The sequence below is a fragment of the Micromonospora sp. DT227 genome (assembly GCF_049841835.1).
Classification (GTDB): Bacteria; Actinomycetota; Actinomycetes; order Mycobacteriales; family Micromonosporaceae; genus Micromonospora.
On sequence record NZ_JBNCLA010000001.1, the window covers coordinates 1,130,414 to 1,143,466 of the forward strand.

The window sequence follows — 13,053 nt, forward strand, 5'->3', positions numbered from 1 at the left end:
TTCCTCCTTGTGGACGTTGCGGGTTCAGCGGCGGCGCGAGGTAGGCACCGCGGCGGCGAGCAGGATCGCGGCGGTGACGCCGACGATAAAGACGAAGCCCTCGACGCTCCGGAACTCGGGGATCGCGATCAGGAAGCCGATCGCGGCGGCGGCGAGGAGGCCTCGTCCGCGCATCAGAGTTCCCCGGTCGATTCGAGATACTTCAACGCCGCACGTTCGCCGGCTCGCCCAGGCCCGGTGTTGAGGAGGTCCTCGCCGGCCTCGATGAGCTTGTAAAGGTTGGTCCGTGTATCCGGCTTGTAGCCGAGCTTCTTCGCCAGTTCGCGGCGGGCTTCCTCGTAGTCGAGGGCCTGTTCCTTCATCAGGTCGCGCAGCATGCTGGCGGCGAGCCGTTGCCGGGCCTCACTGACGGCGGTGACGGTGCCCTTGTGGTCGCGGATGTAGCCGATGAAGCGGAAGACCTCTTCCTCGCCGAACAGGTCGACGAGCTTCATGATGCCTTCGAGGCCGTCTTCGACGGTGGGGAGGCGGTCGAGGTTCGGCATGGGGATGCTCCTGTCGAGTAAGACTTACTAGCTCCGGCCAAGTATGACTTACTGGGCAGCGGTGTCAAGTCCACACCGCCGCCCAGCTTCACCCGGCTACACCCGGGACAACTCCGCCTCCAACGACGTGGCGAAGTCGTCCCAGTCGAACAGGGCAGGAGCCTCGTACGCCGGCACGGCCGACTCATCCAACGTGCGGACGTGCATGGCGGCCGGGTCGATCCCGCCGATCGAAGAGAGCAGCTCCGCGAACCCCGCCGCCTTGGCACGCCCCTGCGAAAAGGTCAGGACCGCCACCGGCGCCTCACGCCCGTCGACCCGCCGGACCGTCATCCGGCGCAGCGTGCCGCACCGTTCCCACCGCAGAGCTGCGTCGTCCCACCAGTCGTTCCCGACCGGCTCGACGATCTCGATGACGGCCGTCCGCGGCAGCTTCTTCTTGCGCGTCGCCTTCCGGGCCGACGTCTGCTCGGCGGCCGGCTCCTCGTCCTCGACGGGCAGAATGTCATCTGGCCAGGCCGCCACGAACCCTTCGTGCTGGGCGGCGTGCTCGAACCAGTGGTCGCGGGTCTCCCGAAGCGTGTTGTGCCCGTCGTACATGAGCCCGCAGGTCGGCACCGGGCAGTTGAAGATCCACTGCTGGTTGAGCAGCCGGTTGAAACGCACCAGCGGCAAGCCGGCGGCGTATCGCTCGGCCAGATCCCGGGCGCTCTTGCGGCCGTTCCGCCCGTACTTCGGGTTCTCGGCGGCGGCGAGCAGCTCGTCCAGCACCGGTCCAGCGTTCGGCGGCGTGTCGATGTCGGCTTCGAGGGCGGCGAGGAGGTCGTCCATCTGGTCCACGGCCGGCGACACCGCACCGGGTGCGGCCTCGTCGCCCACGTTCGCGTCGAGCGCCGTACCGAACTCCGCCTCAAGGGCGTCGAAGAAGGCGTCCATCTCCTCGACCCCGTGGTCGGCCGCGCGCCGGCGCAGCGCCGGGCCGTCGACGGTGACCCAAGTGTCACCGTTCATCCGCCGCGTAGTGATGACACCCTCGACCAGCCCTTTCAGCTCGAACCGGCCCTGGCCGAGCGGCTTCGGGTCCTCCAGCAGGTGCATCGCGGGGTTCGGGTCGCCGTGGTACTCGGGCGGCAGGATGTCGTCGGCCCGCAGGTCGACCACCGGCATCCGCCGCACATCGCTGGGCTCCACATCCAGCGGCCGATCCGCCGGCGGGTCTAGCGGGGTGAACATCCCGTCCAAGCGAGCCGCCATCCCCACCACCGTCGAGCCGCCCCGGTTCCCGCCGTACGGCTCGTACAAGTCGAACTTCAGCAGCGGCTCACCCTTGAACTTCGCCTTCTCGCCCATGCCCGCGGTGCAGATGCGGGGCAGCAACGTGAGGTAGCCCTTGCCGGTGTACCGGCTACCGTCCGGGTGGAACCCCTTGACCTCGCCGTACGCCCCCCAGGTGACCTCGGTCAGAGGGATCTGCTGCTTCGACGGCTTCCGCTTCCGGGCGGCCCGGACCGGTGCGGCGGCGTGCTTCGCGGCCGGCTCCGCCTTCGGCTGGCCGACCGGCTTGGCCGGCTTGGGCAGCGGTTCCTCCCGGATGGTGCGGGCCGCGCTCTCTTCGGCCAACAGCGCCGCGTACGCGTCCCAGTAGGCCCAGCACCTCATCGGGTGCCGACGCACGTCGACCTCCTGCGCCGCCTCGATCTGCTGCACGGTCGCGTCGGCCGGCAGGTCGTGAACCCGCCGCTTCGCCGCGAGGATCCGCCGCCGGCGGGCCGCCGCCGCGGCGGTGCCGTAGATCGCGCTGACGACCTCCAGCATCCACCACCGCTCGGCCGGGATCAGGTCCCTCGGCGCGGGCAGGTTCCCGTCCACGGTCGGCTCGCCCGCCGGGAACGGCTCCGCCGCAGCGGTCCGGGCCGCGCCTTCCTCGTTCATCAGCGCCGCGTACGCCCGCCAGTAGGCATCGCACTTCACGGACCACCGGCAGTCGACGTCGTCGCGCGCCGCCAATATCTCCCCGATCGGCGCGGCGATCGGCAGCTCGTGTACCCGCCGCATCGCGGCGTACATCCTGGCGCGTCGCAACTGCGCCTCGGCCGTTCCCGGTTCGCCGGGGCTGACCTGGCCGAGCAGCAACCACCGGGCATCCGGCTCGGTGTCGCCCGGCGCCGGCAGCTCCCGGCCACCGGCCGCTTCCTTCGTCGTCTTCGCGGCCGGGTCCTGGTGAACCAGGTGCCGCACTGCGAGGCCTTCCACGCTGACGTACCCCTCTCCGCGCAGCATGAACGTCTCGACCTGCCCGCCGGCGACCGTGCCGGTCAGCTCGACGTAGCCGTCACCGACGTCCCTCGGGTCCTCGGTCAGATCCACCTCCGGGCCGTACCTCCCCAAGTGCCGGTCCTCGTCGGGGAAGGTCACCTCGACCAGGTCACCGGCCCGGGTGTCGCGGGCCAGCACCCGCCGCGAGTCGTTGGGCTTCTGGCTCAGCGGCCGGTCGGCCGGCGGGTCCAGCACAAAGAACTTGGCGTCGAGCAGCGCGTGCATCCCGATGTTGGTCCGGCCCGGGTCGACCATGACGAAGTACCAGTGGGGCTTGCCCGTCAGCTTCGGCTTGGTCATCAGCCCGCCGGTGTGAATCCTCGGCACCTCCGTGACGTAGCCGGTCTGGATGGACGCGCTGCCGTCCGGGCCCATCGCCTTGATCCAGCCGTACGTCCCCCACCCAACTTCGGCCAGCGGCACCTCCCGACCAGCGGCGGGCGGCTTGCGGGTCGGCTCCGGCACCTTCCGTTGTGCCGGCGCGGCGGGCTTCCTCAACGTGCCCGGGTCAACGCGCCGCACAAGCCGGACCGTGCCGCCGTGAAAGGCGTCGATCTCGAACGGTTCCCCGTTGTGCACCTTGAACCAGGTGACCGTTGGCTTGGACGATCGCACGTTGCCATCACTGGCCAGGGTGATCTCGCCGCGACCGGGCACGTCGATGACGTCCCCCGCCTTGAGCCGCACCGGGTAGACGTCGCAGGGCGGTATGGGACGGGCAGAGACGGACACGGTGGGCTCCTTGGGTTCGGGGATGGTGCCGGTCGCGGTGATCGCGGCCAGGCGTTGGAGCTGCGGGCCGATCCCCGCGGTCCCGTCGAGGGGGCGCAGGGCGTGCGGCCACACAGCGGAGACGACGTCGGCGTACTTACGCCCGGCCAGCACGATCACCTCCTCGGCATCGAGCAGCCCGAGCTGTTCTGCCTGGTAGCGGACGGTCTCGGCGGTGACCGATCCGGGCTCGCCCATCAGCAGGTCGTACCGCTCGATGACGTCGAAGAGGTCGAGCAGCCCGTACTTGCCGGAGAGAATGATCTGGTAGCAGTCCCGGCCGCTCCCCACTCCGAAGCGGCCTGGATCGCGGGCTACCAGCGCGTCGGCGGCACGCCGCGCGGCGCGGTGGTATGAGCCGACGTACATGCCGTGCGCGTCCAGCAGCCTGCGGTCGGACTTCTTCCCGCCGCAGCCGACGATGACCAGCCGCTTCGGCGGGTCCGCAGGCGGGTCTTCGAGCGGTCGCAGGCCAGCGACGTACGCCAGGTGCTCGGCGACCGTCCATCCCATCCACGACCAGCGCGGCAGCCACCGGCCCGGGGCAAAGCTGCGCCCGGCCGTGTACCGGCCGAACGGCAGGGGCCGGTCGCGCGGGTCGAGGCCGTACGCCTCGGCGTACCCGGATTGGCTGTCGAGCTGCACCAGGTCATTGCTGACGCGACGCTCGTGTCCCTCGTGCATCTCGACCCGGGTGAACTTCGGGCCAACGGACACCACCGTCGCCCGGGACATGCAGCCCTCCGACGCCGGCAGCGCCCCCGGTAGACACACGACCTTCGCCCCGACCGGCACACTGCCGGGCCCAGGCGGACCCGGGGCCGCCGGCCGGTCGACCGGCGACCCGGAGAGACCACGGAAGCTGATCCGCCGTGGCGGCCGGAACCCTCTCGCTCGGCTCATACTCCGAGCCACCAGCGCAGCAGGACGACGAGGCAGGTCGCGACGACCAGGATCTCCGCGAACGCGATGATCAGCGGGAGGCGGTGGCCGTTGTCCCACCACCACAGGACCATGTCCCACCGCGAGTGCTCGGAACGGAAGTGCCGGCGCTCCGGCTCTCCCGCCTCGACGACCTCTTCGCACAGAAAACAGCGGCTCAGCCCGTTCTCGGGGGTGTATCTGCTCATGGATGGATTGCCCTTCACGCTGCGATAGGTCGGTTGTGCAGGTCAGCCACAGCGCAGCTCCGACAGGATCGGGTGCTCCTGCGCGGCGGCGATGATGTCGGCCATGGATCGGTGCTTCTGGAAGGCGCGGGAGCGCATGTCCCCGTCGGCCAGCCCTCGGGCGAGGTTGCGCTTCTCCACGGCCAGGTACTCCTGGGCGACGTCCTGACTGAGCGCCGCCGCCAACGCCAGGTCTTCGCCGCCGGCCAGCACGCAGAATCGGCAGCTCAGCCGCCGCATGCCCGCGTCGTACGGCCAGCAGTAAGGCACGCCCGACCGGTGGATCTCGGTCCACACCTGGTCCTCGGTCCAGTGGTGGACCGGGAACCACTCGGTGATCTCCCGATTCCGGCTGGAGTGCTGCTCATCGACGCGCAGGACCGGCAGCTTCCCGCGCCGGGTGGACTCCTGCGCACGGAAACCGAACACGTAGAGCACCCGCGCCGGCCGGCCGCGCACGCCCAGCTCCTTGACCAGCCGGGTGATGAGCTTCTTGCCCGGGCCGCGCTTCCAGTCCGAGGTGCAGAACCGGCGGTTGTCGCTGGGGAACTTCCCGTACCGCTCGATCTGGTCGAGCAGATCACCGTCCTGGTCGTGCTCCCGCTCGGTCACCTCGAACCGCAGTCCGTAGTGCTCGGCGTGCAGCCGCGCGGTGCCCTCGCTGCCTGGACGGTCGCCGAACCGGGACATCAGCAGCTCGGCGGTCGACCCCATCTCGGCGGTGCCTGGCCACGACACGCGCTTGCCGAGCCGGTTGTACTGCACGACCAGGCGGTCGAGCACGCCTTCATCGGCAGCCTGCCGGGCGGCGCGGCCGAGAGCGATCTCGCCGTCCTTGCCGCCGGAGTCGTTGGCGATGATGAGGTCCCAGTCGGCCATCCGCAGGCGGGGCCCCTCGGGCGCCCACCACGCCGGCGTCGGTACGCCAACCGGTCGCGGCACCCGGCTGTAGGCCGGTACCCCAGGGGCCAGCTCGGCGCGCAACTCGGCGGAGAGGCGGTCCCAGTCGAAGTCCGCCGACTGCCCGGTCACATCGACTCCGGCTCAGCGCCGTCGGGGAAGACGATCCGGGCGGCCCGACCGTTCGCGTCGACCTCGATGATCAGGCCGTACGCCTCCACGGTCTCGACCGGCATCCGGGTGCCGATCACCTCGACCTCGAAGACGGGCAGGTGCAGCACCCGCTGCACGATCTCGGCGATCACACCCTCCCGCTTGGCCTCGGGCACGCGGGGGAACGTCTTCTCCATGGGCTCGCGGACGGCGTCGTCGAGCGTGTCGGCGCGGTCGACGACGGTGTGTCCGGCGGGGGCGACAGTGGCGGTCATCGTTGGTCCCTCTGCTTTCTGATGTGGTTTAGGCGGCCAGGTCGTAGGGGTCGGGGGTCTTGGGGTAGGGCAGGGCGTCGAGCGCGATCGGGGTGGTCCGCCGCTGTGCCCGGTTGCCAATGGCCCAGGCGAAGCGGTGGTTGCCCCGGTGGCGGACCTTGCGGGCGCCGATCTCGGCCAGCGCGCCGGAGAGCCACGCGGTGAGCTGGTCGGTGGTGAGCAGGAACAGCGGCAGGCCGTATACCGCGCCGGGCGGGGTTGCGCCGAGGCTCACCAGGCGGGTGATCTGCCCGCCCATGCCGCGCTCGCCGCCGGTGATCTTCGCGGCGGAGCGGGCGGTCAGCACGGTGCCGTCCGGCAGCAGCGTCAGGGTGCGGGCGGTCGCCCGGCCGGTGTAGATCGCACCGAGGGCCTGGTAGATCGTCCCGACGTGGCCGGGCATCAGCAGCGCGCCGTCGAGCCGGCGGGGCAGCGGGTCGGAGAACGCGACGACGCCCCGCACGCCTTGGTCGGCAGCCGCGGCGAACACCCGGGCGAGGAACCAGGATTCAGCGTTGGCCGGCACCTCGTCGAGCAGGATCAGCCGGGACAGTTCCAGCGACTCCCGGTAAGGGGTCAGGGTGGGGAACGGCTTGGTCAGCACCGGCTTGGACATCGGCACGCCGAGCACCGCGACGCCGACCAGCCGCCCGTGTTCGAGCAGCCCGTACCGCAGGGACGCGGACGGGTAAGAGCGGGAGTAGTGGTGGCAGGTGACGAAGTCCTGCGCGAGCGCGTCTTCGAGCGCCACGACGGTGTACCGGCGAGGGTCGAACCCGCCTTCGCTGGTGCGCCGCCAGCTGTGCTGGCCGTGCGACCAGCGCTGGCACAGCTCCGACTCGAACAGGGCGATGAGGTCGGTGAAGAGCTGGTCGACGCCGGCGGTGTCGGCGACGGGCAGGTCGAGCACGAGAGAACTCCAGGGGTGCGGATGCGGTGGTGCCGCCGGCCCGGGTGTGGACCGGCGGCACCGGTAGGGGTTGGTGGTCAGGGCTTCTTGCCGCCGTTGCAGGCCCGCTGCTCGACCTCCGACAGTTCGTAGCCCTCGGATTTGAGGTAGCGCAGGTACTCGACCGGCCCCGGGTCGCTTCGGCGCCAGGCGTCGCGGGGGAGGTTCTCCTCGTACGCGGCCAGGATCATCACCAGGGTCACCATCGCGGCGCGGCCCTCGGTCGTGCACAGGTCGGCGAGCAGCTTGCCCCGCCGGTGCTCGGAGTCGTACGTTTCGTGCTGGACGCCGAACAGGTCGCGGGTGAGCTTGTGGCTGCCCTCCATCGCCGTGCGGATCTGGTGGTCGCACGAGGCGAGCGCTCGGGCGATGAACACCGCGGCGCTCTTCGGCGGAGTCTTGCGGGCGGCGAACTCCTTCAGCCACGCTTGGCGGACCTTCAGGGCGCTGTCCCACGCCTTGTTGGACTCGCGGACGTCTCGACGTTCCGCGCGGGCGGCTTCGGCTTCCTCCTCGGTCATGTCTTCGAGCTTTCGGCGGTCGCTGAAGCTGGCACCCGGGGGGTAGCGGTGGGTGTGGCCGTACTTCGGGTAGTTGGTGCAGGCGTACTGGGCTTCCCACACGTAGCCGTGCTGGCCGTTTTTGTGCACGTACTTGTGGTGGATGAACGCGGCGTGGCCCTTGCAGTCCTTGTGGTTGTCCTCGGTGACCTGCCGGCGTCCGTTCTTGAGGTACTCCAGCTCCGCGCGCTTGGGGTCCTGCATCGGTGGGCGCTCGATAACCCTGATGCCTGCGGCGCTGAGCTTCTCGACCAGCTCGGCGCGCTGCCGCTTGGACTCGCGGTCGTCGCGCAGCCGCTGCACCTGGTGGTTGAAGCCGCCCTTCTGCGCCGCGAGGACCAGGATCTTCACCGCTTCGTCGTCGCCCTCGAATTCGGCGAGCGCCGCCGCCTGTTCGAGGTCGAGGAAGTCCCATCGCTCGGTGGACTTGCGGGCCACCTCGCTGCCGGCCACCCTCAGCGCGGCCTCCACGACCGGCTTGGGTCGGGCGGTTCGCTTGGCGATGGCGCCGGCGGGGACACCGAGCGCGGCGAGCTGCTGGTAGGCCACGACGTCCTCGTGGGTCGTCAGGCCCGCGCGGTGGTGGTTCTCGGCGAGCTGGTCGATGAGGCGGTCGGCCTCGCCGGGCTCGGCGATCACCACGACGGGGACGGTGGGCCGGCCGGTCTGCACCGCGGCGACGGTGCGCCGCTGGCCGTACAGGACGACGAGCTGGTCCAGGCTGTTGCGGTGGGCGACGATCGGCACTCGTACGCCGCGCTCGCGGATGCTGTCGACGAACTCGGTGTCGAGGCGGGCGTCGAGGCGGACGTTCGCTCCCACGATGAGCGTGGAGGGCTCGACCTCAACGAAGGCGGTGTCCTGCTCCTCGGGTGCGGGGGCAGGCTGGATGGTCTGGGTCACGCTGTTCCCTTCGATCGTGTGCCGGGGGCGGATCAGTGGTCCTGCGAACGGGGCCACTCGGCGCCGATCGGGCCCGGCGGTGGGTCCGATCAGCGCCGGGCGGTGACGTTCAGGCGGCGTCGGCGAGTAGCTCCGCGAGCGGCTACGCATGCACGACGGCGATCGTGAATTGCCGCCGGTGCACGCGAAGCTATCTGCTACGGGCGACAAGCAGCAAGCATGGCTTGCCAGGTGGGCCCACCGGCTCACCAAGTGAGACTGACTAGGATTGGCTACGGCGAAACCGAGCCCACATCACCGTCAAGCCGGTGGAAGACGCCGGCGGTGACCAGCTTCTCGATCAGCGGCCGGGCCTCGTCCATCGCGGCCTGCGCCGCGTCCGCCTGGTCGACGTTGATCGCGAAGAACGCCGTCGCGAAGAGCGTCAGGTTCTCGTCCTCCAGCCCCGCCGTGCCCTTGGCGTGGTCCAACGCCTCGTCGATGAGCGGCTGGTGAACCGCGATGAGAGATCGGGCGAACTCGCGAACCGATGCCAGCGAGTGGAGGTGGAAGTAGGTCGTCGGGTCGGTCGTCATGAGCTTGTCGAACGCGGCCCAGTCGATGCCCACGCCGAACTCGCGGGCCAGATCGGTGACGGCTGCGGAAGCTCCCCGCATGGTTGGTTCTCCTCTGTCCGGGTGCGTCTCGGGTCGGCACCACTCGGAGCCCACCAGCCCGCGCTCGGCGGGCCGGTGAGCACCGGGCAGCGTCGTCAGCCGATACCGAACCGATCGCGCAGCAGCGCGATCAGGTAGCCGAGGAACAGCGCGTCGCCGACGGGGAGCATGAGCAGCCACGCCCGGTCACCCCAGGTGCCGTGGTCCCAGTCGAAGAGCACTCGCTGCCACCAGCCGTGGTCTCGCCGGTGCCGCCACAGGTCCTCGGCCTGCACCGGGTCCTGACACATCGGGCAGCGTCTCAGTCCGTTACCGCCCGGCACCGATGGCCTCCCGTCCCGCGCCGACGCTGGTCCCGCCGAGGTTCGCCCGGTTCCCGGCCGCGAGTCCCGCTCCAATGCCGGCCCCGCTGCGCTCCCGGCCGCGCTGCGTACGCACCTTCGGGTATTCGGCCTCGAAGGCGTCTTTCACCAGCGCCGCCCGGTCGCGCAGCACCAGCGCCACCGACGGACCTTCGCCGCCGTGTTGGCGCCGCTGCGTCTCCGCCTCGTCCTGGGCGTTCGTCTCGGCGGCCTTCAGCCGCTTGCCGATGGATGCCCGGTACCCGGTCATGAAGTTCTTGACGAACGCGATCTTCGCGATGTGGGGCGGGCACGGCGTCTTGCCCAGCTCCGAGGCCGACTGCACGAGCAGCGACGTGAACAGCATGTTGACCCGGTCGAGGTCGCTGTTCATGCCGAACAGGCGCATCCGCTGGTTGGTGCCGGTCGTCAACCGGATGTGCTTGACGCCCAGCGCGTCGGTGATCGTGATGAGCAGCAGCACCTTGTCGTAGGCGTACGGTCCGGGCACTTCTAGGTATCGGTTCTCGACCTGGTTGGCCGTCGGGTCGGCGGCCTCCAACATCGCGGCGGACACGCCGTACTTCCCCATGAGGTCGATCGCCTTGGCGGTGAACGCCGTCGCCTCGGCTGAGGTGGCGGCCGGATCCTCGGCCTTCGCCAGCATCTTGCGGATCCTGTCGAGCATCTTGTCGAGGTCGACGTCAGCCGCCGCGAGCGCTGCCTCGAACTCGGCTTCCAACGCGTCCAGATCGAGCAGGTCTTGCACGGTTTCTCCTTGTGGAAGCGCCCGGCCCGTCGGGTGACGAGCCGGGCGTGGGCGGGTGGTGAGGGTGCCCGGCCGGCCCCTGGTGGAGCCGGCCGGGCAGGAGCGGTCAGGCCCGACGGGCGGCGTCCCACTCGACGCCTCGGGCAGCCGCCGCGGTGATTGCCTCGACCTGCTCGCACAGCGCGGCGATCACCGCCAGGTAGCCGGCCTCGTCGCGGTCGGGCTCGCCCTGCCGCTCGTCGAACTCGGCCACGTTCTGCGGGTACCGCCAGTCGATGAGGTACTTGTTGTCGAAGCCCTGGTCGGGGGCGAACCACAGGAACCCGTCCGGGCCCTGGAAGTAGGCGATTCCCTGCACGACGACGTACACGGCGGGGACGGGGAAGTCGTCGCTGAACGTGAACCCGTCGTAGTCGAAGTCCTCCCGCGTGCCGTACGTGGTCTTGTCCGGGGCGGTGGGCTGCAACGTCGCTTCGTTCATGGGTGGGATGTCCCTCCTGCACGGGTGCCGGCCGGATGCCGGGCACCACTCGGCACCCGCCGGCCCAGGGAGCAGGCCGGCGGGTGGGCGTGCGGCGCCCGACGGTCAGGCCGGCGGGCAGGCGGGGAAGATGCCGAGGTCGGGGGTCAGCGTTTTCACCACCCGGCCGGTGACGGCGTGCAGAACCCTCATGCAGCGCTCGCATCGCAGCCAGCAGTTGGAAGCGGGCGTCACGTCACGGCCGTGTTCGTCGACGTCGGTGAACCCGTCGGCGGATGAGGTGTTGCCGCAGACGCAGAGCATCTCCTGGAAGCTCCCCGACAGCGCGTACTCCTCACTGGCTGGCCGCTCGATGACCTCGTCGTCGATGCGCTGCCGCCACAGCTCGAACACCTCGTGCCGCTCGTCGCCGAGCGGGTACGGCGAGGCGAAATACCAGGCGACCGCCGAGAAGTCATTCGCTGGCGGCATGTCCGGCATCCCCTCGGGCTTGTCGCTCTTCAGCGGGTCGGCCATCACCGACCAGCGCGGCCGGATGGCGGCGGCCAGGTCCCGGATCGCCTTGGCCGGATCGAGGTAGGCACGGACCACGGTGCAGAGGCCAGCGTGGTCGACGTAGATGTGCTCCAACTGCCACACCTCGCCGTCACCGATGGCGGCGGGGATGAGGGCCTGGCTCGGCGCGAACTGGATGAACTCGGTGGTCATGTCGGTCCCTTCGGTGGAAACGGAAGCACCCGACCTGTCGAGGGACGGGCCGGGCGCGGGATGGTTTGGTCAGTGGCGCGGGAACGCCGCGTTGATCTCCCTGGCGACGCGCAGCATCGCGGTGATCGCGGCGTCGGGGCCGAAGCCGCCGGTGGCCAGGTCGACCCGGCTCATCGGCGTCGTGCAGATCCGGCCCCGGCCGGCGACGTCAGCGCCGAACACCCTCTTGCCGCCGGACACCCGGATGGCGAACACCCCAGTCAGTCCGTGCAGCTGCAACGCGCGGCCCGCGACGGCGGAGCCGCTCTCGTGGAGGTCTTCGAGCAGGTCGCCGACAGTGTCGGGGTCGGGCGTCCAGTCGCTGCCCATGAAGTAGTGCTCGGGATGCGTCAGCCACTCCCGCAGGGCGTCCTCGTCGAAGGTGACGCGAGGCGCTCGCCACGCCGAGGTGGCGTTGTTGGCCAGCTCGGCGACCGCGCCGAGCGCGTCGACTGCCGCGTCCAGTCCAGGCTGTTCCTCGCCGGCGGCGAACGTGGAGAACATCTCCCACGCGCTGGCGAACCGCCGACCGTCCATCTGCACGACGACCAGGCCGCCGCCTTCGTAGAGGTCGGGAGTCGGGTAGACCTCGATCGAAGCCGCCGCGTGGAGGTTCCATACGTCCGGCCGAGGCGCGTTCTCCAACGCCTCGACCAGCTTGAACGCCCACATTTCGATCTCGTCGCGGTTGGACTTGTACTTCTTCCGGATCCCAAGGTGCCGGGCCCGAGTGATCGTCGCCCCGCCTACGGTGACCGCCTCGGTCAGCCAGCGCCGTGCGGCGTCGGGGTTGTAAGTGACGATCGGGTCGGTGTCGTGCACGTCTGCTCCCTGCATGATCGGGGCGTCGGGCGGGTTGCCCGTGCCACGCGGCGCCCGCCGCCCCCTGCGCGGCGGCGGGGGCCGGTTGGCGCGGGGCGGTACGGGGACAGCCAGGCGGGAGCCGCCGTCCCGGCCGGTTGCGGCCGGGACGGCGGGGACCGTCAGCTTTCGGTCGACTCGTCGTCGGCCGGGGCCTGGTCCTCGACGTTCTCGTTGTCGGCGGCGTCGCGCAGGTACGCCAGGAAGGCGGCTCGCGTCGTGTTGTCGGCGTGGTCGAGCAGGAAGTCGTAGGCGAGGTTGGTCAGGGCCTCGAAGCTCCAGCCCTGCTCGGCTGACATCTGCTGCGCCGGTCCGGTCACGTCGACCGGGTTGGCGGGGGCGAGCTTTTCCATCTGCTCGATGAGGCTGCGGCTGGTCGACCGCAGCTCGTCGGGCTCGCCGATGATCACCGTGTCACCGAGCTTCGCGCCGTACTCGATCTCGCCGAGGACGTCCATCCCGTAGTCCGTGCCGGGCGGCAGGATCTCCGGGGTGTCGGCGTACACGACGTGCAGGTTCTTGTCGGGCATGGTCTCTCCTCGTTGAGGTTTGGATGTCGGGCGGCTGCCCGCCACCACTCGGCAACCGGCCCGCCCCGAGCCTCGGGGGCGAGCCGAT

15 protein-coding genes are annotated in these 13,053 nt (G+C 70.3%); all 15 read right to left on the reverse strand.

Translation table 11 applies throughout. The annotated features are described in order from the left end of the window. Window positions 1-24: 24 nt before the first annotated feature. Window positions 25-174: a hypothetical protein gene (locus ACLQ2W_RS05795; RefSeq protein ID WP_425785498.1), complete on the reverse strand. Its 150-nt coding sequence runs from the start codon at window positions 172-174 to the stop codon at window positions 25-27. Next, window positions 174-545, reverse strand: coding sequence for a hypothetical protein (locus tag ACLQ2W_RS05800; protein WP_425785499.1), 372 nt, complete (start codon window positions 543-545; stop codon window positions 174-176). The genes ACLQ2W_RS05795 and ACLQ2W_RS05800 overlap by 1 nt, the downstream gene beginning before the upstream one ends. 96 nt (window positions 546-641) lie before the next feature. Beyond that, the gene (locus tag ACLQ2W_RS05805) at window positions 642-4,367 is read right to left on the reverse strand and encodes a DUF6884 domain-containing protein (RefSeq protein WP_425785500.1); all 3,726 of its coding nucleotides are present in this window, start codon (window positions 4,365-4,367) and stop codon (window positions 642-644) included. 164 nt (window positions 4,368-4,531) lie between these two features. Next, window positions 4,532-4,762 carry a hypothetical protein gene (locus ACLQ2W_RS05810; RefSeq protein WP_425785501.1) on the reverse strand — a complete coding sequence of 77 codons (231 nt, stop codon included), beginning with the start codon at window positions 4,760-4,762 and terminating at the stop codon, window positions 4,532-4,534. Between the two features lie 42 nt (window positions 4,763-4,804). Further along, window positions 4,805-5,833: a phosphoadenosine phosphosulfate reductase family protein gene (locus ACLQ2W_RS05815; protein ID WP_425785502.1), complete on the reverse strand. Its 1,029-nt coding sequence runs from the start codon at window positions 5,831-5,833 to the stop codon at window positions 4,805-4,807. After that, on the reverse strand, window positions 5,830-6,129 hold the full coding sequence (locus ACLQ2W_RS05820; protein WP_425785503.1) for a hypothetical protein: 300 nt from the start codon (window positions 6,127-6,129) through the stop codon (window positions 5,830-5,832). Before ACLQ2W_RS05820 ends, ACLQ2W_RS05815 begins: the two co-directional genes overlap by 4 nt. A 28-nt stretch (window positions 6,130-6,157) precedes the next feature. Further along, window positions 6,158-7,078 carry a hypothetical protein gene (locus tag ACLQ2W_RS05825; RefSeq protein WP_425785504.1) on the reverse strand — a complete coding sequence of 307 codons (921 nt, stop codon included), beginning with the start codon at window positions 7,076-7,078 and terminating at the stop codon, window positions 6,158-6,160. A gap of 77 nt (window positions 7,079-7,155) precedes the next feature. Further along, on the reverse strand, window positions 7,156-8,580 hold the full coding sequence (locus ACLQ2W_RS05830) for a ParB/RepB/Spo0J family partition protein (RefSeq protein WP_425785505.1): 1,425 nt from the start codon (window positions 8,578-8,580) through the stop codon (window positions 7,156-7,158). 272 nt (window positions 8,581-8,852) lie between these two features. Next, window positions 8,853-9,236 (reverse strand): hypothetical protein, encoded by a 384-nt coding sequence (locus ACLQ2W_RS05835; protein WP_425785506.1) that lies wholly within the window; start codon window positions 9,234-9,236, stop codon window positions 8,853-8,855. 95 nt (window positions 9,237-9,331) lie between these two features. Then, window positions 9,332-9,526, reverse strand: a complete 195-nt coding sequence (locus ACLQ2W_RS05840; RefSeq protein WP_425785507.1) for a hypothetical protein — start codon at window positions 9,524-9,526, stop codon at window positions 9,332-9,334. A 19-nt stretch (window positions 9,527-9,545) separates the two neighbouring features. Beyond that, a complete protein-coding gene (locus ACLQ2W_RS05845; protein WP_425785508.1) occupies window positions 9,546-10,346 on the reverse strand; it encodes a DUF2786 domain-containing protein in 801 nt (266 codons plus the stop codon). Between the two features lie 106 nt (window positions 10,347-10,452). Beyond that, window positions 10,453-10,827: a hypothetical protein gene (locus tag ACLQ2W_RS05850; protein ID WP_425785509.1), complete on the reverse strand. Its 375-nt coding sequence runs from the start codon at window positions 10,825-10,827 to the stop codon at window positions 10,453-10,455. Between the two features lie 105 nt (window positions 10,828-10,932). Continuing rightward, entirely contained in the window at window positions 10,933-11,535 is a 603-nt protein-coding gene (locus ACLQ2W_RS05855) for a hypothetical protein (RefSeq protein WP_425785510.1), read from the reverse strand. A 69-nt stretch (window positions 11,536-11,604) separates the two neighbouring features. Continuing rightward, window positions 11,605-12,396 carry a hypothetical protein gene (locus ACLQ2W_RS05860; protein WP_425785511.1) on the reverse strand — a complete coding sequence of 264 codons (792 nt, stop codon included), beginning with the start codon at window positions 12,394-12,396 and terminating at the stop codon, window positions 11,605-11,607. Window positions 12,397-12,557: 161 nt separating this feature from the next. After that, window positions 12,558-12,965, reverse strand: a complete 408-nt coding sequence (locus ACLQ2W_RS05865; RefSeq protein ID WP_425785512.1) for a hypothetical protein — start codon at window positions 12,963-12,965, stop codon at window positions 12,558-12,560. Window positions 12,966-13,053: the final 88 nt, after the last annotated feature.